We start from the raw sequence: 25,568 nt of genomic DNA on the forward strand, positions 1-25,568 counted from the left end.
CATTATTTTTTTATACGGCATCGAGTTCCGGGCGGTGTTTCTTTTTCCCGGACCACAAGGCATATATGGCCGGTATTACAAACAGGGTAAGCACCAGCGAGAACATGGTCCCCCCGATAATTACCACTCCCATACCGATACGGCTGGTAGAGGCGGCCCCGAGCGAAAGCGCAATGGGCAATGCCCCGAGGGCTATGGTAAGGCTGGTCATCAGTATGGGCCTCAGCCGGGATTCCGCAGCCTCGATAATGGCTTCGGATTTAGACCTTCCCTCTTCCCTGAGCTGATTGGCAAACTCCACGATCAGTATCCCGTTTTTGGTCACCAGTCCTATCAGCATAATGGTACCGATCTGGCTGAATATATTCCAGGTCTGCCCGAACAGCCACAGGGAAAACAATGCCCCAGCCACGGCCATGGGTACCGTAAGGATGATAATAAAGGGATCTATAAAACTTTCGAACTGGGCTGCCAGTATCAGGAATATCAGCAGCAGGGCCAGGCCGAAGGCATAGGAGGTATTGGAACCACTCTCCACAAAATCGCGGGATTCCCCCCCGAGATCGGTGGTAAATGATTCGTCCAGCACCTTTTCCCTGATCCGGTCCATTGCCGCAATACCATCACCTATGGTCTTTCCGGGCGCCAGGCCGGCCGAAACGGTAGCGGAGAGATAGCGGTTGTGATGAAACAGCTGGGGCGGACTGCTGTGTTCGGTGATACGGACCACATTGTCCAGCTGTATCAGCTGCCCATTCCTGTTGCGGACAAAAATGGTGGCCAGGTCTACGGGGGCCACCCTGTCTTTCCGGTCGAACTGGCCGATCACCTGGTACTGCTTGCCGTTCATCAGGAAATACCCGAAACGCTGTCCGCTGAGTGACAACTGCAGGGTTTCGGCCACATCGCGAACGGAGACCCCCATGCTCTCCGCCTTCTGCCGGTCGATATCTACATAGACCTCGGGTTTGTTAAACTTGAGGTCTACATCGGTATAGGAAAAGACAGGGTCCTTTTCCACTTCCCGCATAAATTCCGGGATCTTTTCCTCCAGCTTTTCGAAGTTGGGGGCCTGGATTATATACTGCACCGGCAGTCCTCCCCTGCGGTTTACCGCAATGGTAGGCCTTTGCGTTACACTGGTTTTCGCCCCTACATACTTTTTGGCCCAGCGCTCCAGGCCGGTCGCGATCTCATCCTGGGTTCTTTCCCGGTCTTCCGGCGGCACCAGGGCTATATTCGCCCTTCCGCTGTTTACGGCCGAAGTCCCGAACCCGGGAGACGTGAGTATCAGGCTCACCTTTTTCTCCGGGATAGAATCATTCACCAGTCTGGTGATCGCCGTCATATACCGGTCCATATAGTCATACGATGCTCCTTCAGGGGCTGTCACATTGAGTTTTACAAAACTGCGGTCCTCATAAGGGGCAGTTTCCTTGGGCAGGATCACATAAAAGAGCATTATAAGCCCTATACAGGCCGCCAGAACGGGAAAACTCAGCCATTTTCGCTTCATAAAACCCTGCAAGGCACTGGCGTAGCTCTTGTTCATCATTACAAAATAAGGCTCTGTAGCCCTGTAAAAACGCGACTGCCCCTGTTTACCGGGTTTCATGAGGTACGCATTGAGCATGGGAGTAAGCGTCAGGGAAACAAAGGCCGAAATAAGCACCGCCGCTCCCAGCACTACCCCGAACTCACGGAACAGCCTTCCCACAAAACCTTCCAGGAAAATGACCGGGAGAAACACTGCTGCCAGGGTCACGGAAATGGAGATCACGGCAAAAAAGATCTCTTTGGCCCCTTTTATCGCCGCCTCTATCGGGCTCAGCCCTTCCTCCACCTTCTTATAGATATTCTCCGTTACCACAATACCGTCGTCTACCACCAGCCCGGTGGCCAGTACAATGGCCAGCAAGGTCAGGACGTTTACCGAATATCCTAACAGCCACATAATAAAAAACGTACCGATAAGGGACACCGGGATATCCAGCAGGGGCCTCAGGGCCATAGACCAGTTCCTGAAAAACAGGAAGATGACCAGTATCACCAGTACAATGGAGATCAGCAGGGTCTCGGCCACTTCCTCCACGGCCCGTTTTACATATACCGTATCATCGATTACCACATTGAGCTTAAACCCTTCCGGAAGGTCACTGAGCAACCTGTCGTACTCCTTGTAGAAGGCATCGGCAATTTCCAGGTAGTTGGTCCCCGGCTGCGGAATAATGGCCACCGCCACCATGGGCTGCCCCGAATCGCTCATCTTGGTTTCCATATTCTCTCCTTCGAGAGCTGCCTTTCCCACATCGCTGAAACGGACTATCCTGTTGCCGTCGGCCCGGATAATGATGTTGTCGAACTCTTCTTCCGTGGCAAGATTACCTATAGTCCGCACCGTGAGTTCCGTATTATCGCCGGTAAGTTTTCCTGAGGGCAGTTCCACATTCTGCGCCAGGAGCGCATTTCTGACATCGCCCACCGTAACCCCGTAAGCAGAGAGTTTCAGCGGATCGATCCACAGGCGCATGGCATATTTTCGCTGCCCCCAGATCTGTACGCTGCTCACTCCGGGAATGGTCTGTACCCGCTGTGCAATAACATTCTCGGCATAGTCTGAGAGCTCCAGGATATTTTTCACATCGCTCTGAACGGTCATGGAAATAATACGCTCGGCATCGGCATCGGCCTTGACCACTACCGGGGGGGCATCGATATCCTCGGGAAGGTTCCGCACGGCCTGGGATACCTTGTCCCTGACATCATTGGCCGCTTCCTCCAGGTTTTTGTCCAGGTTAAATTCTATACTGATACGGCTTTTGCCCTGGGTACTTGTGGAAGTAATATTCCGGATACCATCGATAGAGTTAATCGATTTTTCAAGCGGTTCGGTAATCTGCGATTCTATAATCTCCGCATTGGCCCCTGCATAGGAGGTCTGTACGGAAACCTGTGCCGGGTCGATGGAGGGAAACTCCCTTATCCCGAGATACATATACCCCAGCACCCCGAAAAGGATGATCAAAATATTCATCACCAGGGCCAGCACCGGTCGTTTTATACTTATGGTAGATAAATTCATCTGGAAGAGCTAAAGAAGTATTTTTTAATGATCGAGCACCACGTCTACTGCCGCCCCGTTCTCCAGGGCCATGATCCCGTAGGTCAGAATGGTATCTCCCGGCTGCAGTCCGGAAAGCACCCTTACATCACTGCTGGTACGCGCCCCGGTTTCCACCTGTACGGCCTGTGCCTTACCCTTTCTTACCACAAAAACCTCTTTCCCGTTCTGTATCGGGATCAGGGCCTCCGAAGGTACCATAAGAGCATCGGGCACCACTTCGAGCGGGAATTTCACGTTCACGAACATCCCCGGGTATAATTGCCCTTCACTGTTGTCTGCCACCGCCCTCATTTTGAGGGTACGGGTAGTTACATCCACTTCAGGTTCTATGGCATACACCCTGGCGGTAAATGATCTTCCCGTGTCGGTAGTCGTAAATGTGAATTCACTGTTGACCTTCATCCGGGACACATATTTTTCAGGAATGGAGAACGTGAGTTTCAGCTGGTCGGTATTCACCAGCCTGGCCACTGTAGTAGAAGGGGTCACATACGTTCCTTTCGAAATATTGCGCAAACCGATAGTTCCGGAAAAGGGTGCGCGAACAGAAGTCTTGTACCGCTGTGCCGAGATAAGCTCTGCCTCGGCACTGGCCGATTCGTAATCGGCGCTGGCCATATCGTATTCTTCCTGGCTTATCCCCTGTTTTTCGAGCAGCAGTTTCGCCCTGCGTTCATTTTCGGCAGCGAGTTTCTTTGCCGTCTCCGCCTTCGAAAGCTGAGCGGTCAGCTCGATATCGTCTACCTTAAAGAGCACCTGCCCTTCCGACACCCGCGAGCCTTCCCGGAAATAGATCTCCCTGACCACTCCCGATACCTCGCTGCGAATGTCCACCAGTTCATTGGCCTCCAGCGACCCCGAAAGCGACAAGCGGTTCTCAAATTTCTCCGGTTTTACGATCATACCGGAAATCGGGAGGGGCCCTTTTTCCTTCCCCCCCACAAACGCAGTCGCTTCCTTATTTTCACTGACCCTGTATACAATAAGGGCTACAAGCCCCAGAATCAACAGGCCATAGACCATCATACGTATTTTCATACTGCAGATTAGGTTAGTATTTTATAATGATTAGGATATTACGGTGTTGCCCATATTAAGGTTTTCACCCTTTGGACTCTGCAATTATAAGACATTATAATCCTATAAAGGTTTAATCCTGTTTTAAATTTACATACATTCACATTTTTTTAAGAAAAAAGTGTTAAAAACACCGTTGTATATTCTTTTTTAACAGGAATTAGGAGACCTGCCGATTTTTAATCAATAGGAGAAATACATGTTCCTGGCACTCAAACAAAAACAACAGGCCCCCGGAATTCCGGAAGCCTGTTGTTTTTACAGTTATTGGGTTAACAGGTTATTGGGTTATTGAGTACTGTCTGAATAACCCGATTAACTCAATATTCTACCATCCCCAAGACAGTTTTACTGCTCATACTTTTCGGGAACAAGGATAAACTCGGCATAGTTCTCATCATTAAAATACTTTTTTGCATTTTCCCTGAAATAGTCGGAGTCCAGCTTTTCGAGTTCTTCTTCGTAATTCAGAAACCCGTCCATTTCAAGTCCGTATTCATAGGCCCTCTTAAGCCGTGAGATCCAGAAACTATCGTTTTTCAATGATACTTCCATATGAGAAATTTCCGCTTTCTTGATCTTGTTTACATTTTCGGCAGAAACACCATGTTCTTTAATCGCGTCTATCTCTTCCAGCACCCTCGCCTTCAGCTTCTCCACATTTTCAGGAGCACAGGTAAAGCGCACCTGCATTCTGTACCAGCCATACGGCCTGTCGGTCGTAAAACCGCTTACCCTGACGCCATATACCCCCGACATCTTTTCCCGCAGCTCTTCGGTCAGGCGTATCTTGAGTACTTTGGCCAGCAGGTTCAGGTCCCTGGCCTTTTCAGGGGTGTATTCCAGCGTACCCGTAAAGCGCATATCCACTTCGCTTTTGTTTTCTACGCCTTTTTTGACCACCTTTGATATTCTTCCCTTTACTCTCCGTTGCCCGATATCTTTCCAGTTGCTCTGTACAGCAGTATCCGAAGGAAGGCTTGCCAGGTATTGTTCGGAGAGCGAGGCTATGGTATCCGGATCGAAATTACCGGCAAAAATAAAGGTAAATCCGTTGGCATTGGAGAAACGCTCCCTGTAGAATTCGTATGCCGTGTCCAGGTCGAGATCCTTTTCTATCTGCTCCGGTGTCAGGGGAACAGCTCTTAAATGATTGTTCAGCATGGTCCTGGAGATCACCTCTTCAAAATAAGTTCCCGGGTTATCTTCCGCTCCTTCGTACATCGATTTAACTCTTTCCTTATACGCCCCGAAACTGTCTTCATCCTTATGGGGTGCGGTAAAATAAAGGTGTACCATCTGGAACATTCTCTCCAGTTCGGCGGTATTACTCTGTGCCCGGAAAAGTTCATCGTAATAATTGAGATAAGGCGTTACACTTACGTTTTTACCCATATTCAGTTTTTGCAACTGTGTGTTCGACAAACCGTTCAATCCGCTTTCCAGGATAATTTTTCCAGCCTCCCTGGCAGAAACATAAATACTGTCTGCGGCCACAGAACTTCCACCGGGGCGGAACCCGTTCATGGCAATAATGTCGTTCTGGAAGGTGGTAGGTTTTGCCATAACGGTAACCCCGTTTTTGTATTTCCACGTAGTGACATCTACAGTCTTATTGTAGGTCCTACTTTCCAGGATACCGGGAGACGGCCTGTTTTTCATCAGTTCCAGGCCGGCAACATCATCCTTATAGGGTTCCAGTTCCATTTTTCCCGAATCGCTGACCAGGCCGATCAGCTCTTTTTCGGAAGGAAGCCTGTCCCGGATCTTTTCCGGGGCAGTCAGCACTATGGCAATATTGGAAGGGGTTATCCATTGTTCGGCTATGGCATTGACCTCATCCACGGAGATACCCGGAAGGGTTTTCTCATAAAAATCATACCTGAAATCTTCACTGACCACCGGGTCTTCAAAAGTAAAATGATCTATCAGCCTTTCCACATAAATACGACTCGGAATTTTATCGGCCTCTTTCTTGTAAAAATCGGCATTGGCAAGCATCTGCGATTTATACCTCTCCAGCTCTTCCGGAGTAAAACCGAACCTTTTTGCCCGCTCACTTTCGGCAACCAGCGCGCGGATACCATCGCTTATCCTGGCATCCTTCAGGTCGGCCCTGAGCGAGTAACTGTCCATATTACCCAAAAACAGCCCGATACCGGCTACCGCTTTTATAAAGGGGGCGTCCCCGCTTTGTGCAACTTCGTCCAGTCGCTGGCGCAGCATCCCGGAATACATGGTGCGCAACATCGACGCCTTGTAATCCTCGTATGTCCGGACATCTTCGCCCTCTCTTTTGTAATAGATGGAAATCCGGGTGTCGTTGGTTTCCTTGTCGGTGATCACCGCAGCCAATGGCTTTTTGTTTTCCGGTATTTGGTAAACCTTTCGCTCCCTCGGGTTTTCAGGAGCTTTCATACTACCGAATTCCTTCCTGATTTTTGCCTCGATCTCTTCTACGTCAAAATCACCCACCAGTACCAGGGCCTGCAGATCCGGACGGTACCAATCCCTGTAATACCTCCTCATGGCATCGTATTCGGAGTGGAGTATCACATCCAAAGTACCGATAGGCAGGCGGTCTGCATACCTCGAATGGTTGGTGAGCACGGGAACAGACTGGTAATACATCCGCATACCGGCCCCGCTTCTGGCCCTCAGTTCTTCGGCGATCACTCCTCTTTCATTGTCAATCTCTTCACCGGTAAACGTAATCCCGTCGGCCCAGTCTCTAAGCACCTGCAGGCTGGTGTTAAAAACATCCTCTTTATCGGTAGGCACCGAAAGCTTGTATACCGTTTCGTCGAAACCGGTATGGGCATTGAGATCTGCCCCGAATTCCACCCCTACACTCTGAAGGTAATCGATAAGCTTGTTCTTTTCAAAATTCCGGGTCCCGTTAAACGCCATGTGTTCCACAAAATGCGCCAGCCCCTGCTGGTCGTCATCTTCCAGGAGCGAACCGGCATTGACCACCAGTCTCAGTTCTGCCCTGTTCTCCGCCCTGGTATTCTTTTTGATGTAATAGGTAAGCCCGTTTTCGAGTTTTCCCGTTTTTACGGAAGGGTCGAACGGAAGCTCCTTCCCGGGGTTGGTAATGTCGTTGTTCCGTTGTGCATTTGCAATGCCTGTCAGCCCTGCGAACAACAGCAATAAAAATACTATGCGTATGGATCTCATTTAGATTTTTTTTAAATTGAATATTCAGGTTTTGTTTTTAGAAATTATAACCGGGATTCTGATCCTCGTATCCTATCAGTTTGTTTCCCTCGATCTCTGTAAGCGGTATGGGCAGTATATACTGATCGGTACTGGTAATGGAAGGTTTCAGTTCCATGGCCTTGTCAAAGCGTATGGCGGCAAACCATTCACTGCCGTTCTCAAAGGCCAGCTCCCGGACGATCTCTTCAAAAATATCGTCCATCAGTTCATCCATGGTCTCCGCTTCGGAGTCTCCTGTCTCTACCCTGTTCCTTATCTCGTTTAGCGGCACCCGGGCCTCTTCTACCGTTGCCCCGCTTCTCGCCAGGCCTTCGGCCTTGATAAGGTACATCTCGGCAAGCCTTAAAAAATAGGTAGGCCTGAATGTGGCGGCATTATTCACCTTGAGGATGGTTTGCCCCGAATAGGTGAGCGGTTGTCGCGGATCTCCTTCCATGAGTTCGGGAAACCAGGTATCCCCGGTCCTTCCGGAGTAAAAACGTTTGCGGTTGTTCTGGTCCAGGTCAGAATTGGCATCCCTGTAAGTCTGGAAGATAAGCTCGGTGGAGCTGAGCCCCTTGTCAAAGACATCGGCAAAACTGCCTTCCAGCTGTACAGCCCCGGAATTGATCACCCTGTCGGCCATATCGGCAGCTTCGGCATATTCGCCCATAAAGAGCAACACCTTTGCCTTCAGGGCCATTGCCGTAAGTTTGGAAGCCCTGTAATTTACCGTAAAATCAGGAGCGTTCTCCACAGCAAAATCCAGGTCAGACAGTATCTGGGTATAACATTCCATAACGCTGCTTCTCTCCTTGTCGCGGGTTACAAAGTTTACAGGTGCTGTTCGCAAAACCACACCGAGCTCACTCGAAGTATCGTAAAACTGTCCGTAATACCGCAACAGGTCGAAGGTGGTCATAGCCCTCAGAAAATGGGCTTCCCCTATAATCTCCATACGGGTTTCTTCCGAGATCTCCTCCGAAGGTAATTCTGCGGTAAGTGTAATACTGTTATTGGCCATGTCCATTACCGTGTAGATCGCCCTCCAAAAATTCCTCACGTTTGTGTTCTCCATGGTCAGGTCATTATTCACAAACTGGGCATCGCCTATATTGTTCATGGTACCTATCATGGCCGAAGGGATAAGTTCGGAATGCATATAATAGTGAGCCAAAGGATATGCCACTATCTGGGCATAGGCCCCGTTGAGCAGGGCCCTGGCATCATCTTCATCGGTAACCACATTAGAAGGCACGAGGTTGTCCGGCGGGTCCTGGTCGATGGAATCCACCAGGTTGCACGAGATCGTCAACAGGAACAGTAAACTATATATCGGTTTTTTTATCATCGCTATTCTCTTTAAAATTTAATATTGATTCCAAGGCTGTAAATACTCGGTATGGGATACCTGTTCGTGTCCCTTCCGGCTCCCGATATATCGTTGTTAAAAAGAGTCCCTCCCTGCGGATTGGCTCCGGGATAACCGGTAATGGTAAAGAGGTTCTGTGCTACTCCATATACTGCGATACCGTCGATAAAGTCCAGTTTCTGTAAAATACGCTTTGGCATATCATACCTCAGGTTCAGCGTATTCAGCCGCAGATAAGAAGCATCGTGCACGTAGTGACTTGAGATCCGCCGGTTATTGTTAGGATCTCCATAAATGGCACGCGGTTGACGTGTAGGGTTTTCAGGGGTCCATCCGTTTAAGGCATCCACAAGTTTATTTTCCCCACTGAATGTATTAAAGAAATTGACATCCTGGGCTTGTGCATACCAGAAGAGATCATTCCCTATAGAATAGCTGAACTGGGCCGACAGGCTAAGCTGCTTATACCGGAAGGTAGAGGCAAAGCCCCCGAACACATCGGGTTGCGCATCCCCGATAATCGTCTGGTCCAGGACAGTAATCTTCCCATCCGGCACCCCGTCCGGGCCGGTAATATCCTTAAAACGAAGGTCGCCGGGGGCGGTTTCAGCATGTTGATACACCCCGTCAGGAGCAGCTGCATTAAGGGCATCAATGGCTGCCTGGTCCTGAAATATCCCCTCGGCTTCATACCCATAAATCAACCCTATGGCGCTCCCTTCCTTGAGCTGACCTCCATTATTCGGAATACCGGATACAATACCATTCTCATCTTTGTAATCATCTCCTACGCTTACCAGAACATTTTTGTTCCTGGTCGCATTTACACGTATATTCCAGGAGAAATCCTTAGATCGTATAAGGTCTGCATGGAGCAGGAGTTCCAGCCCGGTATTCCGGGTTTCCCCGGCATTAGCCAACACCGTGACGATACCTGTGCTAACAGGAGGAATAACGGGAAAAATGGCATCATAGGTATCCTTGCGGTAATAGCCGAATTCCCCGGAGATCCGGTTGTCAAAGAGCCCGAACTCAAGTCCGAAATCCAGCTGGTCGGTGGTTTCCCATTTCAGGCGGTCGTTCCCGAGTTGTGTCAGTATAACGGCACTTTCACCTCCGTACTGATAGGTCTCATAAAGCGTCCTCCATTGGTATGCCCCAAGATCCTGTTGCCCTGTTTTTCCGATACTCGCCTTGAATTTCAGGTTATTCAGTGTTTTATTTCCCCGGAGAAATTCTTCCTCGGAAGCCCGCCAGGCCACAGCTACTGCCGGGAAGAAGGCATATTTGTTCTCTTTGGCGAATTTGGAGGAGCCGTCTACCCTACCCACCAGGGTTGCCAGGTAGCGCGAATCATAATCGTAATACAACCTGCCGAAATACGAGGCCAGCCCGGAACCTTCACTGGTAGAAAGCCCCCCGTTACCTAAGGTCGCACTGCTCACATTGTCGAGTATACCATTGCTAAACCCTTCTCCGAATGCCTTGTTATACGATTTATTAACGTTTTCAAAGGTAGTCCCCAATACCGCATCAACATGGTGAAGTTCATCCCACTGCCTGAAATAGGTCAGGGTGGTCTGCCACTGTGTTACGGCAGACTGGCTCCGGCTGTCCTGGGCATATCCTTCTCCAGTTCCCTGCAGGCGGCTCCAGCCTCCTCTAAAGGTAAATGCAGGGTAAAAGCTTTTTTGTATCCCGCTATTGTAATTCACCGATAAACGCGTTTCCGCCTTAAGCCCTTCCATCAGTTCAAGACCGGTAAAAAATGTTCCTAAGAACAAAAACGTATTATTGGCATTATTCGCTTCCGAAAGCGCAGCCGGGCTTTCGAGGTTATAGTATGGCGAAAACGTATAATTCCCGTCTTCATCACGTACCGGAAGGTCCGGTCTGAAACGGAATATACGATCATACAAACCTGCATCCGTAGCAAATTGTTCCGCATATGTCGCCTGTATCCGGGTCCCGAAATTCCAGGTCCTGGTAGCGTTAGTGTTCAGGTTAAGATTTATGGTGTAACGCTTCCGTTCCGAGCCTTTAAATCCCGCTTTTTCATCCAGGGCCGATAGGGAAGCGGAATACCGTGTTGCGGAAGTTCCTCCGCGAGCACTGAAATTCGCCGTGGTGGTAATTCTGTTACCCGGGTCCATGATATCTTCCCAGTTGGTATCGGCGTCACCGAAATAGCTGCCGTCCCTAACCGCATTGGCAAAAGCATCGGTCCGGGAACTGTTTTCTACGGCAGTAGTCCAGGCCTCCTTAAACTGGGTGGCATTGAATACATCCAGTCCCGGTAGCTCCTGTATGGAAGAGGACAGGTCGAACTCAAAATTCACATCGCTGTTCCGCGATCCCTGCTTGGTATTGATAATGATTACCCCGTTGGCCGCTCTCGAACCGTAAATTGCTGCTGCCGAAGCATCCTTCAGGACGGAGATGGACTCTATATCGTTGGGGTTTATATTACCTACGGGAGTACTCAGCCCCTGGTTGTCCAGTTCCTGTCCGAGCGACTGCCCTTCAGACCCCCCAATGGGAATATTGCTCTCGGCCACCACGGGTATGCCGTCGATCACAAAGAGGGGCTGGTTAGACCCGAAAAGGGAAGTCGTCCCCCTGATCCTTATTTTGGAGGCCGATCCGGGCTGGCCGTTGGGAGAGCTGACGTTCACCCCGGCTACAAGCCCTTGTAACCCCTGGTCTACATTAATGGCCGGCGCCTGGTTGTGAAAGCTCTCCATATCGACCACCCCGACAGAACCGGTGATATTTTCCTTTTTGACCTCCCCGTAACCGATGATGACAACCTCTTCGATCTCCTCTACAGACGTCTCCATCCGTATATCCACCACCGTGCGGTTTGCGACTTCCTCCTCAAGGGTTTCAAACCCGATATAGGAAAATTGCAGGGTAGCTTCCGCAGAAACATTGATGCTGTAATTCCCGTCGATATCCGTGGTGGTCCCCCGGGTGCTTCCCTGTATGAGTACGGTAACACCGGGCAGGGGAATTCCCTGTTCGTCGGTCACCGTTCCGCGAACCTGGCCCTGTACCTCCGAATTCCGGTCCCGGTTTTCGGCATTCCCGGTTTCCTCAGGTCTGAGAAGGATCAGTTTATCCCTAAGTACATAGCCGATACCCGTGCCTTCCAGTATCTGGTCCAGGATATAGGATACGGGCCGGTTATCAGCCTTGATACTGACCTTCCTTCCGGTATCGATCTTACCGACGTTATAAATAAACTTGAACTCCGTTTTCGACTCTATTTCTTTCAGGATATTTTCCAGGGACATATCGTGTACATCCAGGGTTATCCTGGCCTTTTGCGGATAAGAGTTGGCGTGTAAGGAAAGAAAAGAAGAGATTAACAGTACGGTCCATATTTTCCGGACAGACCCTCCGAACAGGGCGTGCTTCTCCCTGTACCAACTTTGTTTTTTTTTCATACTTTTACAATGTTTGGTTAAAATGAGTGGAATTATTTAGCTAAACGTTAAAATCAGGATCAGGGAATGTCAGCAGCATTTCCTGATCTCTTTTTTTTCATTCAATTGTCAGTTTATTGGTTATTATCCTGTTGCGTTATTCAAATTCTTCATAACCTGGCAACAACCTGTCACCCTGCTCACCGTAAACCCGCAATCCGGAAGGTTCAGCCCGTTTACTACGGTGCCGTAATCATGATTTTTCCATTTTTCTTTTCAAATTTAAAAGGAGTGTCTTCGGCAAAAATGGCAAGGATCTCCTCTATGGATTCCACATCAAAGCTTGCGGTAAACACCTCGTCCTCCAATTCGGGATACCGGTTGATGATCTCCACATTATAGGTACGCTGTAATTTCCGGATGATCTCGGGGAAAGCCGTGTTCGTCAGGACCAGCCTCCCTTCGAGCCAGGCAGTATGTTCCCGCACATCAGCCTCTTCTACACTCAGCGCTTTGCGTTCCCTGTTAAAAGCCCCCCTTTGTCCCGGTTTGAGTATAACTTCCCGGCCCGGTCCGGCATTTTCTTCATCGTACATTTTTACGGAACCTTCCGTAAGGACCACCGCGACCTCCCTGTCACCGGTATAGGAAGACAGGTTAAAGGATGTACCCAGCACCTCTACCCCCACACCCTCTGCCGAGATCACAAAAGGATGTTGCTCATCTCTTGCCACCTTGAAATAGGCTTCACCCCGGAGTACCACACTACGTGTTTCCCCTTTGCCAAAACTGTCGGGATACGTCATGGAGCTTCCCGAATTCAGGGTAACATATGTACCGTCGGCCAGTTTAAGGGTAAAAGTCTGCCCGTAAGGAACTTCTATGGTACTCATGGAAGCTTCCCTTCCGGCAGCGGCATGCTGCCCGTAATCCAGGGTATCCCCGTGCTGAACTGCAACGATAGTGCCCTCTTTATTTTTCAGGTGTTTTGCCTCCCCCTTTGTCATAAGTTCGAGTTTCCCTTTATCCAGGGTAATCTTTACGGTATTACCCGGTACGTCGGCCTCCCTATTGGAGAAAGGACGGTATAACACGGTCAGTGCCATACAAACTCCCACCAGGGCAGCCGCTGCACTCCACATAAATACGGGATGCCGCTTTCTTCGCCACGGCGCTCTTCCCTGCTTCGACCGTTTTACCAGGTCTTCCCAGATACTATCGACATCCAGTTCCCTTATCCTTTCCAGGTCCTGCCCCTGAAGCCTTATTTGCTCAAGCTTCCTGTATAGTGCGGCATTTTCAGGAGGCCCATCCAACCATGTTTTGAATTCTTTTTCTTCTTCAGGGCTCAATGCCGTATTCAGCCTTTTAATAATGATATCTTCTATGTCCACGTGTTTGGTTTTTTTGACACCGGCTAAAACGTGCAAAATATTGCACAGATTAACCGCTGCGCGCTTACATGATTTTCTCAATCAATGTAATTTAGTGTAGGTTATTTATTATTAGCAAAACCTGTGTTCTTTTCATAATATCTTTTGCTTTCCGGGCCTTGCTTTAACTATAAGAGCACAAAAAATAAAAACAGGGTGATCGGGGTTTGAAAAAAAACGGAATTTTATAAAAAGAACTCGTCTTGAGTTATTATAATTTGCTGCAAAACCCTCTTTTGCACCCATATTTTGTCTTTTTCTCTCCCCATAGCTATGGCTATGTGGCTCAAAAAAGCCTTCATCTGGGCACAGGGCGGAGCGTTACGAAACAGCCCAGTGGGCTGTTTTAGCGAACGAGCCAGCTGGCGCAAGGGCAGGTTAGCCTAAATGAAACAACCCAAGATGAGTTCAAAGTCAATGCCAAAGCGAAGCTGAAGAAACTTCAACAACATCTCAGAAAAACAGCCCCGGCACCGCAAACAGGAGCAGCGGAATATGTACCAGGGATTGCCGCAATATCTTATATGCCTTTTTTACCTGGGTCTTTATGGTATTGACCGATACGCCGAGGCCTTCCGCTGCTTCGGAATATTTCAGGCCGTGAACCACACATAATTCGAAGGCTTTCCGGTATCCCTCCGGCAATTTACTGATCTCGTTTACCAGCATATACGCCTCTTCCCGGGCTATTATCTCATGTTCACCCGTCTTCTCCTGAGCCGCAACAGTCTCGATTTCATCCGTCAGGCTTCTCAACTTCCCTTTCCTTTTCCTGCTTTTAAGGCTCTCGTGATAAACGCTTTGCCGCACATAGGCATCGATGTCCTTTACATGCGATATATCGTTCTTTTCCAGCAATGTCAGAAAAACTTCCTGTACAATATCCTTGGCCTCGTCCACATCCAGCACATAACTATACGAAAACCGGCACAGATCCTTAAAATGCTCCTGAAAAACAGATCTCAATATTTTTTCCTTCCCTTTCAATAAAATGTATTTTTTATGTTAAAAGTACATCAATCCTTCGTACCATCAAATTGTGAATTTCGACTTGTTTTTCACGCCATAAGGATACAACAAAACAGTTTCACTTTCAATATCCGAATATTTTTTTTGTAAAATGACGTTGTTTATTAATAGTTTTGTGAACACCCGTTTTATGCAAATTACCCCCTAAAATACTTAATATCAATGATTTTAATAAATCCGGTGGTGATAAATTATCAGGTTGATGAGTCATTCGGGCAGCGCTCAATAACCAAAGCATACCGTTTAAATTATTCTTAGACCCATCAAATGACTATCAAACACCTCTCCGTTTTCTGCTGTTTATCCCTTTTTTGCGCAAATGCCCGGATTTTGCCGGGTACCGCCGGGCAAAAGGAGGCTGCAAGGGTTGAGGTTTCAGGGTACATCGTCAATGAAGAAAACAAAGCCGTCCCTTATGCAGCCATAGTGTTCCGGGACCTGGATACCGGCGAAAGTTCCGGCACCATGGCCGATGGGGAGGAAGGCTTTTTCTCGCTTGAAATACTTCCCGGAACATATATGGTCGAGGTCAGCAGCACAGGCTATTTCACCAGTACGAAAGAGATAGAGATCCTTGAAAAGACCAGGCTTCCCCCTTTTGTGCTCAAGGAAAAGGCAGAAGTACTCGACGAAGTTGTGGTACGGCATGAGATACAGCGAAAAATAAAACACAATGCCACCGGAATGGTGGTAAGTCCGCAAAACGATTCGCTGTTTAAAAAGATCTCCACCACAGATATCCTGGAGCTCCTTCCGGGAGTAAGCATCTCCGAAAACGGGAATATCTCCCTGAATGGTGTTCCGGCAATGGTTACCATAGACGGCAAGCCCCGGCGGCTGACAGGTGACCTCCTGAAAACTTTCCTCGAAAGTATAAGCGGGGACCAGCTGAAAACGATCGAACTGATCAATAATCCCTCGGCCAGATACAGCGGACATGTGAAAAAGGTGATCGACATCACGCTAAAGCGGGAGCGGGACGACGGGATTTCCGGAACCGTATCCACCAGGGTAAACAATGCCAACCTGGGGGTTTCTCCCGGTATCGGGCTGGACTATAAAAGGGGAAAATTCACTTTTTCCTTCTTCTCCATGCCCTATTCCATTTTCCGGAGAAAACGGGAGACGTACACCTTCCGGCACGATTCCGAACAATAGCTATCGTTCCGCGAGACCGGGGCCGAACATTCAGAATCGGACCGGTTCAGCTATCAACTGGGCACGGATTACACCATAGACGAAAAGAGTTCCATCCTGCTGAATGTCCATTGGGAACAGCGTAATGCGGAACGCGATGTCGATTTTAAAAGCGAACAGTCCTTATACGGCCAGCCGGAAAAAACGTATACCGATAAAAACTTCTTCCGCTCCGGGAACAGTGCTTACGGTATCGACCTGGGTTATCGCTACGATATCGAGAAAAACAAAACACGCCTCGATATCGCCGGGAGCTATGGCAGGGGACAAACAGACGATAACGATCGGTATACCGGGGAAACGACAGAACCGGGGCAGGACTCCGGTACGCGGAACACCAGCAGAAACGAAAGGAACGAAGAGCATTTTTATGTGAGTGCCCGGACCGATTACAGTACAAAATTCGGAGACCTGGACCAGTATAATTACGAGATGGGCGTCAAATTTGACCACGTATTTCTCCACAACATGAACACTTTCGAACATTTTGACCCCGCAATGCAGTTATTCGAAACAGATCCTGCACTTTCCACCGATTTTGACTACCGCGAAAACACGTATGCCGGCTATGCCTCCATCAGTTCCAGCGGCGGCCGGTTGAAATACTCGGCAGGGATAAGGCTGGAGCATACCCGGACCAGCAGCCATGTGAAAACGGAACAGCAGCAACAGGTCAATTCCTTCTTTAATATCATGCCTGTAGCATCGGTCAAATACATGATCGATAAGCGTCAGACCAGCAATATAAACCTGTCGTACCGAAAAGGGTACTCCCTTCCGCCCTATATGCAGCTCAATCCCTTTGAAAATTATGTCAATTCCAATACCCTGCGCCGCGGGAACCCCGACCTGGAACAAAGCATCTTTCATCTTATCAGCCTGGGGGTCACACTCAAAAACAGGTATTTCCTCACCTGGAGTTCCAACTATTACACCGATGTTATCGAGGTCGCCGAAACTATGGAAGACGAAACCAATATCATCTCCTAAACGAATATCGGAAACCGGTGGATACACCGGGCAAATTTTAATTCCAATATCAACCTCAGGCCGTGGTGGCGCGTCAATATGTCTTCCGATCTCAGTTTTGTAAAAGTCAGCGGAAAAAGGGTCAACACGCAGTTCAGCACTTTTTCACTGGGAGCAAACAACAACCTGATCTTGCGGAACGATCTTATCATCCGGTTAAATACCTCTTTAAATAACGGAGATTCCAGCAGTTACGGGGTGCCCAATGATTTTATCAGGGTATATGCATCGGCATCCGTCACCAAGAAATTCCTGTCAGACCAGCTCCAGGTCATCGCACAGGTACACGACATCTTCGGTACAGGCAACCGGAAAGAAAACAGCTATACTATCGGAAGCACGACTTATACGAGCAGGAACACCATACAGAGACCCTCAGTATCCCTGAATATTTCCTACCGGTTTGCCTCGGGAAGCAAGATCAGCAAAAAGAACAAGAAAGCGAGCCATGTAGACGGAAGCAGGTTTTAACCCCTTCCTGAAACCAATAAAAAAGCCTCCCGGAAAGGAGGCTGAAAAAATGTGGGGCTACCAGGTTCGAAACAGTGACTCTTCCCGACAGCAAGTCGGGGATGCTATGAGACAGTCCCGGGCAATATTTTGCAACAGAACCTTTTTGCTCGTCTTATAATCGACAATTTCAGAAAGATCCCTTTCTTCCGGGATCTTCTCAGTAAGCTCGTGGTTGTCTTCATGTACTTTCTCCAGGATATCCGGATGATTCAAATACTACGATATAACGAACGGAAATTAATTCTACAAGCCCTTCTGGAATGAAGATTTTCCATTTCCATAAAGAGACCTGTTTTTATTGTGGTTCTTCCATCTTCACAGGTACTTCAGTAAGGAAGATGATATACGGGATGCCTTTAGTTGTTGCAAGGCATTCCCCTTTATTTGCCGCACTCTTTCCCGTGTCAGGTCCATGGATGTGGCGATGTCTTCCAATCTTTTAGGACTATTACCCTGAAGCCCGTAGAACTTTATCATGATTTCTTTTTCTCTTACTGAAAGGACATTGAGAAGATTGGCAATATCAGTCCTGAGTGACATGTTCAACAGATTATCGTCCGGAACGGGAGAATCGACAGCCTCTATTACAGTATACAAGCTATTTCCCTGGTCTTCATCGTTTTTTAACGGGGAATCCAGAGAGAGGTTTCTTCGGGAGTTTAGAAGGCAGGTTTCAATTTCGGAGAGAGAAACTTCCAGGAAATCAGATATCTCCTCCGGGGAAGGTTTTCGCTCAAAAGTCTGCTCCAGGAAAATAACAGCCTGATTTATTTTACCTATCATCCCTATTTTGTTCAAAGGGAGTCTCACCATTCTGGAGTTTTCACTAACAGCCTGTATTATGGCCTGCCGGATCCACCATACCGCGTATGAAATAAACTTAAAACCTCTTGTAGGATCAAATCGTCCGGCTGCTTTAATCAAACCCAGGTTCCCTTCATTTATAAGGTCGGAAAGAGGCAATCCCTGGTATTGGTATTGTTTGGCCACGGAGACCACAAATCTTAGATTGGCATTGACCATCGTTTTTAAGGCATCCTGATCTCCAAGCCTGATTTTTTCGGCCAGTTCTATTTCCTCATCACTGGTTATCAAGGCAATTTTAGAAATATCCAGCAGGTATTTGTCTAAAGTAGTGCCTTTTCTGTTAGTGATTTGACGAGGTATTTTTAACTGTCTCATATATAGTTTTTAGCATGGTGAAGAATAAAATAATTATAGGGGAATAAAAAGACCACCCTGGCGTAACTTTTTTCAGTTTCTGCTTTTTCAGCCGCCTACATCCGAAATTATTGTTTTATGGAGATTTATGTAGAAGATCTTGCAAAGTAGGAATGCTAAGTTTTGTACTTCTACTTTAAAAGGTGGATTTTCTTAAAACGATTAAAGGTATGATTTGCTCACTGTAACCTAAAAGAATATTTCTGTCAGGAGTTTGAAAGAGGTAAACAAACAGGTCAGGACGATACCATCGTCATTTCTGTTTTTCCCAACCGCCGGAGCATTCTTACGTGATCAGCAATGGCTGAGGCAAAAGTCTTTTTTATGTGGTACGGAAGGCCGTATTCATGTGCCGTTTTCGCAACGATATGAGATATTTTCCTGTAGTGAACATGGCATATATTAGGCAGTAGATGATGCTCTACCTGGTAGTTCAGGCCTCCTATGAGCCAGGAGAAGAACCGGCTTCGGGGCGAAAAATTACTGGTCGTTTCCAGCTGATGGAGAAACCAGTCGTTTTCTATAACGCCGTCCTTGTCGGCCAGCGGATATTCGTTGGCGGGCATAATATGGGCCACCTGGAAAATACTGCTTATCCACAGGCCGGTGACCACGTGCATACACAAAAAGGCCAGTATAACGATCCAGGGCGACAGGGGAACCATGATAAGCGGCAGGACCAGCGCATAGGAATAATAAAGCAGTTTCCACCCAATCAGTTTAAATAATTCTTTTTTATATTTCTGTTCCCGGTTCAGCAACCCCATGTTCTTATACCGGATAAGCCTTACAAAATCTTTGGCAGTGATCCACATCAGGGTAGAGATGCTGTAAAAGAACCATACGTAGACATGCTGAAACCTGTGGAGCCAATGCTTCTTGGCATGCGGTGAGAACCGCAGGAAAAACGGAACATTGATGTCATCGTCCGCCTGCTGAATGTTGGTATAGGTATGGTGTAACATATTGTGCTGTATTTTCCACACCGTGGCATTGGCGCCTATGAGATTCATGGTATAACCCAGGTACTTGTTTACTTTCCGGTGCCTGGAGTAAGAACCGTGAATGGCATCGTGCATAACGCCCATTCCTATCCCTGCCATGCCCAATCCGCTGATAACGTACAGGACAAAGAGCAGAAATACATGATGAATGATACCGGTGTTTATAAGGACCAGGGGAGCAAAGAAAGTAAAAAGCATAACCGCTGTTTTGCTAACCATGCTTTTGTTGGCATGCTTGCTGATGTTGTGGGTTTTAAAGTAAGCGTTTACTCTCTTTCTCAATGTCCTGGAGAAGTCCGAACGTTTGTTTGCTGAAAATTTCAAGGTATTCATAATATGGTATTTTTAAGCCGTCAGCCTTTTTTGTAGCCTGTTGTTGTCATTAACCGGAAGACGGAACAAAAACTTTTTTAGCCCTGTCGCTGGGAAAAGACGGAAAGTCCGGGAAAAAGTAGGGAAATCAATATTTGTTTCATCCTGAATTCCTATGAAGACATAAGAAAACATCCCCTGCCCCGGGGCCGGGATCTTTTAAATTCAGCTTGTAAATGTTTAGTGCACTATCGCTATGTAAAATACAGAAGAGAGAAGCATTCAATAAAAGAGCATAAAACGCTGAAAATGAAGACCTGCAGAACTATATTTTATATGGGACACAAGGTAAGCATAATTTTTTGCGATTCCTAATTTAACGTCAGTTCGATATATGGCAATAGTCCAAACCCTAATTCGAAAAGCATCTTTGCGAACCCTGTCATAAACAGCTTGAGCCTGCCCTGAGCCCTTTGACTTCGCTCAGGATAAACTAAAGCCGAAGGGTTCACCGTGACGATTATTCTTATATAGAACTCAGGTTAATTTAAAACCTTAAAAATATCTTGTATTACGGAGCGGCATGAGTTGTCTCATGAGGTTTTTCGGATACTGTCGTTTATAAAGTCTGTGATTCGCTGAAAACCTTTATTTCCCTTTCGAAATAAACCTGTTCTTTTTCTTCAGGATGGTTTTTTACATCGCAATAGTAAACCCCTCTTGCAAAAACCCTGACTACCAGGGGGAGCGTTGGATTTATTTTGGCGCAGACTATATCTCCTGTTTTAAATAAATTATTCATGGCGTTTTTGTCTTTGGATTATACTTCTATTCATCATAACCACTTTTTAGAATGACCGAAAGCATTTTAAACCTTCGATTGGCTTCTATGGTGTGAGGAGTGCTCCCGGGAATAATCATACAATCGCCATTTTGTAAATAGGTCGATTGTTCATTAATAACAACTTCGGCTTCTCCTTCAATAACCTGTACGAATGTTGAAAAAGGAGTTGTCTTGGGAATATAAACTTTACCATAGTCTATGGCCATGGCCATGATATTTCCGGTCTTTTCATTCAGAATATATTTTGTGACTATGGTGTTTGATATATAATTCAACTTGTCCTTAATTCTGAAAGCAATTGATTTTTTGAATTCTGGATTTTCCATGGCCTTGTACTTTTTGTTGCATGTGGCTATTCGTACTTTTTAGCTTTTTTTCTCCGCCTTGGCCTGTTTTTTTCTTTTGCTGTTTTCAAGGCCGAGATCTTACTGTTTTTTTGTTTGTCTTTTTTCTTTTGACACGATTTTACTTGTTAAACTGTTAATATATCTTTTAGGAAAAATTAAGGTAAATAACATGGTTTGTGTTACAGAACTGCCTATATTATTACAGTTTCGGGAAACAAGAAAAGAGCAGTTTCCTCAATAACTGCTCTTTTCTTGTGAATCAGATTTAACTGACTCTGGTACTATTAAGAACAAGCCTGATGGGTTGTTTTTAAGATACCAATAACTTCATTGCGGTTTTTTTCCAACCGGGTTTCAAGTCTTTTGAACAAATCCGCCTCTTTACCGGCTTCAAACTTTACATCTTCGCTGGTAAGACTCGGGTATTTTTCTTGTAAGGCCTTGGATTGTTTTCCCCAATCACCTTGAACTTTAAAAAGTTCACTTGCTTGTTTATTCCTGTTTTCCATGATACTGTAATTTTAATGTGTACTTCATTGTACTAATACAAAGATGACACTAATACAATGTAATACGTTACACAACTAAAACAGAAAGTTACATATATCACAGGTTTTCCAGGGTATCCTTTCTTTTTTTCCCCAGCTTTTTATAAAATGAGGGAGAATGGCCGGTTATTTTCTTGAATTGGTTAGACAGGTGGGCAACACTACTGTAATGTAGTCTATACGAGATTTCAGTAAGGTTTAATTCGTCGTAAAGTATAAGTTCTTTTGCTTTTTCTATTTTGTGCTTAATGATAAAATGCTGTATGGTAATGCCTTTGACCTCTGAAAACAGATTGGATAAATAAATGTAATTATACCCGAGTTTTTCACTAATGTAATCAGAATAATTTCCTTTGGGGACTTCTTCGGCATAGTGTATCATTTCTATAATAACACTTTTTATTTTGTCGACCAGAATACTTTTTTTGTCATCCAGCAATTCCAGGCCCGATGCGGCCAAGTTTGATTTTAGTTCCTGTTTTTGCTCTTCGGTGATCTCCTCTTTTATTTCAACCATGCCAAGTTCAATACTGATATGGTGTAGCCTGAGTTTTTCCAGCTCCTGTTTAACAAGGAGTTTACATCTTAAACTTACCATGTATTTGATGTATAACTTCATGAACCAATGTGGGTTGAATTACCGACTTTAACCGGGATTCACCCGGTTGTACATAATTTGAGATGCCGCTGTACTGATTCTCAAAAAACGGTACGATATAAAGCTACAATATTCCTGCCTCGGGTCCTGTTTTTTCTATGCCTCTTTTCAGGAAAAGTATATTAAACAATGTGTGAAGCAAAAGATTTTACATACAGATTATCCGTGGCTTTTATAGGATTGAATATTATAATTATTGGATTTCGTATAAGGAGGTGTACGCCCCCCCTTTTGTCGTATTGTTTGTAAATTATATGAGTTGATTATAGGGGGCAGGAGATTGGGTTTGATCCGTTTTTTTATTGTACCCACCCGGGCATAAACAAAAAAGCCTCCCGGAAAGGAGGCTGAAAATGTGGGCCCTACTGGGTTCGAACCAGTGACCCCTTGCTTGTAAGGCAAGTGCTCTGAACCAGCTGAGCTAAGAGCCCGATATCATTTTTAAGTATTTACACAGAAAACCTGTGGTTTTCCTGTGGGCCCTACTGGATTCGAACCAGTGACCCCCTGCTTGTAAGGCAGGTGCTCTGAACCAACTGAGCTAAGAGCCCGAAAATGATTGTCAAAAATAAAAATACTGCAAGCAGGCTTACAGGTTTTAAAGAACTTCAGCTATCATTTCCCGTAAAACAGCGGGCTTGTCCTGAATAGCGGATGCAAAAATACGATTGTTTTCCACAGATGCAAAAAATATTTTACATTTTTTCAGCGGCTGCGATCAGAGTACTTCCGCTACGACAAAGGTACTTCCCCCTACGTATACCAGGTCGTTTTTACCGGCTTCCGAAAGGGCGTTTTCATAGGCCTGTGCCACCGTGTTGTAAACTGCTCCCTGCAGCCCGTATTCCGATGCCCGGTCGTGCAGTTCCCGGGCCGGGAGGGCCCTGGCGATTCCGGGGGAGGTGAAATAATAGACGGCTTCTGCGGGCAACAGGGGGAGGATGTTTTCCAGTTTCTTGTCTTTCACCACCCCTAACACGATGTGCAGGCGGTCGTAGGTTTCTTCCCGAAGCTGCTTCATGACCAGCCGCAGCCCTTCGGCATTATGTGCGGTATCGCATATTACTTTAGGATGCTCCCCCAACTGCTGCCACCGGCCCTTAAGGCCGGTATTTTTTACCACATCGGCAAGGCCCGACCTTATATGCCCGGGGGTTACCTCAAAGCGTTTCAACAGCGACACGGCCGTGACTGCAGCGCAACTATTTTTTTGCTGGTATATCCCTTTGAGGTCGCTTACCAGGTGTTTGTCGCATACCGATTCGGCAAGGATCAGGGGAGCGCCCTGTGCTGCGGCCACCTGCTCAAAGACGGGGAAGGTCTCCGGCTGGTATTCGCTGACCACGACAGGCACCCCGGGTTTTATGATACCGGCTTTCTCACAGGCTATCTTCTCCAGAGTATCGCCGAGGATATCGGTATGGTCATAGCCGATATTCGTAATGACCGAAACTTCGGGGGTAATAATATTGGTAGAGTCCAGGCGTCCGCCCAGGCCTACTTCTATAACTGCGATATCAGTCTTCTCACGGGCAAAGAAATCAAACGCCATACCAACGGTCATTTCGAAAAAGGAAAGGTCATGTGTTTCGAGAAAGCCCTTGTTGTCCGCTATAAATTTTACGACGAAATCTTCCGGAACCTCCACCCCGTCAATCTTTATCCGTTCGCGGAAATCCTTCAGGTGGGGCGAGGTGTACAATCCCGTTTTATAACCGGCTTCCTGCAGTATGGAAGCGATCATATGGCTTACCGAACCCTTGCCGTTGGTCCCGGCGATGTGCACCGTACGTATCTTTTGTTCCGGGTTTCCGAGGTGGCGGCAGAATTCGTGGATATTATCGAGTTTGTGTTTCAGGGCCGATGCTCCCTGTTGCTGATATGCGGGAAGTCTGCCGAACATCCACCGCAGTGTTTCCTGGTAGGTCATACCCATAAGTTCACAAAATGTTTATTCGCCCAGGCTAAAGTTGATCACTACAAAACCGATCTGCCTGGAAGGAGCATCCGGGTCGGGGTTCCACTTAAACATAAAGGCGGTTTTTTTTGCCGGTTCCAACAGGCACGGACTGCTGTTGGTGGTCCCTTTTACACCAGGTTGCGCATCGATAACGTTTCCGTTTCTGTCTACCTCTATACGCACTACCACGCGTCCTTCCTCGTTACAATCCTGCTGTACTTTTCCCCGGGAGCGCAACGACCGTCCGCTAAGCCCGTATCCTACCCCTCCGGTTCCGGAGCCGGGACTTCCGTAATAACTACTGGCATAGGGGTCTCCTTCCGGGTCGCCCTTGTCCCCTGCCTTGTCGTCATCGCCTTCCCCCTCGCTTTCCTGTCCGTCCTGCTTTTCTCCCTGAAGTATTTTGGAGAGCACATCGGTAGTAGACTTCGAAGGCTTCGGCGGCTCGGGTTCGGGTTTTTCCTCGGGCTCTTTCTCTGCGGGTTCGGGTTCCGGCTTTTCTTCTTTTACCTTCTCTTCTTTTTCAGGCTGAATTACGGGAGCCTCCTCCGTATCATCGGTAAGCACCTCTTCCTGAGGTTCTTCTACGGGAGCAGGTTCTTCCTCCGGTACCGCTTCTTCCGGAACCTCTTCCTCCGTTTTTTCTTCCGGCGCCATTTCAACAGGTTCCGGAGGCTGTACCTCTCCCGAGCCGAAATCCGTATACCCCAGGTTTACCGTAATCCCGTTCTCTTCAGGCGGGTCCATATACCGCAGTCCCGCATAAAACAGCAGCAGGATCAGCGCCACCAACAGTACGGTGGTCAGGGTAAACGATTTTCTCTTATGTCGGGTATCCAGTAATGACATCGCACTATTCGGGCCTTACGGCCAGTATTACCTTAAAGTTGTTCCTGTTGGCTATATCCATCACGGTTACGGCCTTTTCTATGGGCACCCCCTCCTCTGCCCTGAGAATAATGGTCGGGGATTCCTGTCCTTTCAGCTTGCGTTTCAGTTCCGTCTCCAGGAATTCCGGGTTTATCTTCTGGCTGTCCATAAAGTATTCCAGCTTTTTATTGATGCTTACCGAAACGTTCTGCACATTGGTCGATTTCCCCTTCGCTTTGGGCAAAAGCAGGTCCAGGGCATTGGGCACACTGGAGGTAAGCATAAAGAACACCAGCAGCAGGAATACAATATCGGTCATCGAGGCCATACTGAATTCCGGGGATATCTTATTTCTTCCTTTGAGTTTCATCTGTTTATTTTTTTGTCGGAGGTCGGAAGAC

17 protein-coding genes, 2 tRNA genes and 1 pseudogene are annotated in these 25,568 nt (G+C 47.2%); 2 read left to right on the forward strand and 18 right to left on the reverse strand.

Annotated elements, in window-relative coordinates; all coding sequences use genetic code 11:
• Positions 1-10 precede the first annotated feature (10 nt).
• The 7 genes from DN748_RS01485 to DN748_RS01515 all read right to left on the reverse strand — a co-directional run bounded on the left by DN748_RS01485 (position 11) and on the right by DN748_RS01515 (position 14,622).
• Positions 11-3,082: an efflux RND transporter permease subunit gene (locus DN748_RS01485; protein WP_112369979.1), complete on the reverse strand. Its 3,072-nt coding sequence runs from the start codon at positions 3,080-3,082 to the stop codon at positions 11-13.
• A 24-nt stretch (positions 3,083-3,106) separates the two neighbouring features.
• A complete protein-coding gene (locus DN748_RS01490) occupies positions 3,107-4,162 on the reverse strand; it encodes an efflux RND transporter periplasmic adaptor subunit (protein WP_112369980.1) in 1,056 nt (351 codons plus the stop codon).
• 387 nt (positions 4,163-4,549) lie between these two features.
• On the reverse strand, positions 4,550-7,381 hold the full coding sequence (locus DN748_RS01495; RefSeq protein WP_112369981.1) for a M16 family metallopeptidase: 2,832 nt from the start codon (positions 7,379-7,381) through the stop codon (positions 4,550-4,552).
• Between the two features lie 37 nt (positions 7,382-7,418).
• Positions 7,419-8,753 (reverse strand): RagB/SusD family nutrient uptake outer membrane protein, encoded by a 1,335-nt coding sequence (locus DN748_RS01500; RefSeq protein ID WP_112369982.1) that lies wholly within the window; start codon positions 8,751-8,753, stop codon positions 7,419-7,421.
• A gap of 11 nt (positions 8,754-8,764) precedes the next feature.
• The gene (locus DN748_RS01505; RefSeq protein ID WP_112369983.1) at positions 8,765-12,223 is read right to left on the reverse strand and encodes a TonB-dependent receptor; all 3,459 of its coding nucleotides are present in this window, start codon (positions 12,221-12,223) and stop codon (positions 8,765-8,767) included.
• Positions 12,224-12,441: 218 nt separating this feature from the next.
• On the reverse strand, positions 12,442-13,596 hold the full coding sequence (locus tag DN748_RS01510) for a FecR family protein (RefSeq protein ID WP_146746540.1): 1,155 nt from the start codon (positions 13,594-13,596) through the stop codon (positions 12,442-12,444).
• Between the two features lie 492 nt (positions 13,597-14,088).
• Complete coding sequence (locus DN748_RS01515; RefSeq protein WP_161554440.1) at positions 14,089-14,622, reverse strand: RNA polymerase sigma factor; 534 nt, start codon at positions 14,620-14,622, stop codon at positions 14,089-14,091.
• A 372-nt stretch (positions 14,623-14,994) separates the two neighbouring features.
• Between DN748_RS01515 and DN748_RS01520 the strand changes: the two genes are divergently transcribed.
• Together DN748_RS01520 and DN748_RS19295 are read left to right on the forward strand one after the other, a co-directional pair.
• On the forward strand, positions 14,995-15,822 hold the full coding sequence (locus tag DN748_RS01520; protein WP_161554441.1) for a TonB-dependent receptor: 828 nt from the start codon (positions 14,995-14,997) through the stop codon (positions 15,820-15,822).
• 282 nt (positions 15,823-16,104) lie between these two features.
• Positions 16,105-17,361 (forward strand): annotated as a pseudogene (locus tag DN748_RS19295) (outer membrane beta-barrel family protein).
• Positions 17,362-17,718: 357 nt separating this feature from the next.
• Here the strand turns inward: DN748_RS19295 and DN748_RS01540 are convergent.
• From DN748_RS01540 to DN748_RS01590, 11 genes are all read right to left on the reverse strand, one after another.
• A complete protein-coding gene (locus DN748_RS01540; protein ID WP_112369989.1) occupies positions 17,719-18,585 on the reverse strand; it encodes a sigma-70 family RNA polymerase sigma factor in 867 nt (288 codons plus the stop codon).
• 275 nt (positions 18,586-18,860) lie between these two features.
• Positions 18,861-19,961 carry a fatty acid desaturase family protein gene (locus tag DN748_RS01545; RefSeq protein ID WP_236636745.1) on the reverse strand — a complete coding sequence of 367 codons (1,101 nt, stop codon included), beginning with the start codon at positions 19,959-19,961 and terminating at the stop codon, positions 18,861-18,863.
• A gap of 598 nt (positions 19,962-20,559) precedes the next feature.
• Positions 20,560-20,742 carry a hypothetical protein gene (locus tag DN748_RS01550; protein ID WP_112369990.1) on the reverse strand — a complete coding sequence of 61 codons (183 nt, stop codon included), beginning with the start codon at positions 20,740-20,742 and terminating at the stop codon, positions 20,560-20,562.
• Positions 20,743-20,768: 26 nt separating this feature from the next.
• A complete protein-coding gene (locus DN748_RS01555) occupies positions 20,769-21,110 on the reverse strand; it encodes a cupin domain-containing protein (RefSeq protein ID WP_112369991.1) in 342 nt (113 codons plus the stop codon).
• Positions 21,111-21,415: 305 nt separating this feature from the next.
• Positions 21,416-21,640, reverse strand: a complete 225-nt coding sequence (locus tag DN748_RS01560; protein ID WP_112369992.1) for a hypothetical protein — start codon at positions 21,638-21,640, stop codon at positions 21,416-21,418.
• A gap of 97 nt (positions 21,641-21,737) precedes the next feature.
• Positions 21,738-22,277: a helix-turn-helix domain-containing protein gene (locus tag DN748_RS01565; RefSeq protein WP_236636746.1), complete on the reverse strand. Its 540-nt coding sequence runs from the start codon at positions 22,275-22,277 to the stop codon at positions 21,738-21,740.
• 416 nt (positions 22,278-22,693) lie between these two features.
• Positions 22,694-22,768 (reverse strand) — tRNA-Val (locus DN748_RS01570).
• A 45-nt stretch (positions 22,769-22,813) separates the two neighbouring features.
• Positions 22,814-22,888 (reverse strand) — tRNA-Val (locus DN748_RS01575).
• Positions 22,889-23,055: 167 nt separating this feature from the next.
• Positions 23,056-24,267 carry a bifunctional folylpolyglutamate synthase/dihydrofolate synthase gene (locus DN748_RS01580; RefSeq protein WP_112370099.1) on the reverse strand — a complete coding sequence of 404 codons (1,212 nt, stop codon included), beginning with the start codon at positions 24,265-24,267 and terminating at the stop codon, positions 23,056-23,058.
• A gap of 21 nt (positions 24,268-24,288) precedes the next feature.
• Complete coding sequence (locus DN748_RS01585) at positions 24,289-25,146, reverse strand: energy transducer TonB family protein (RefSeq protein WP_112369994.1); 858 nt, start codon at positions 25,144-25,146, stop codon at positions 24,289-24,291.
• Positions 25,147-25,150: 4 nt separating this feature from the next.
• A complete protein-coding gene (locus DN748_RS01590; RefSeq protein ID WP_112369995.1) occupies positions 25,151-25,537 on the reverse strand; it encodes an ExbD/TolR family protein in 387 nt (128 codons plus the stop codon).
• Between the last annotated feature and the right edge of the window lie 31 nt (positions 25,538-25,568).

This window comes from Sinomicrobium soli (genome assembly GCF_003285545.1).
Classification (GTDB): domain Bacteria; phylum Bacteroidota; class Bacteroidia; order Flavobacteriales; family Flavobacteriaceae; genus Sinomicrobium.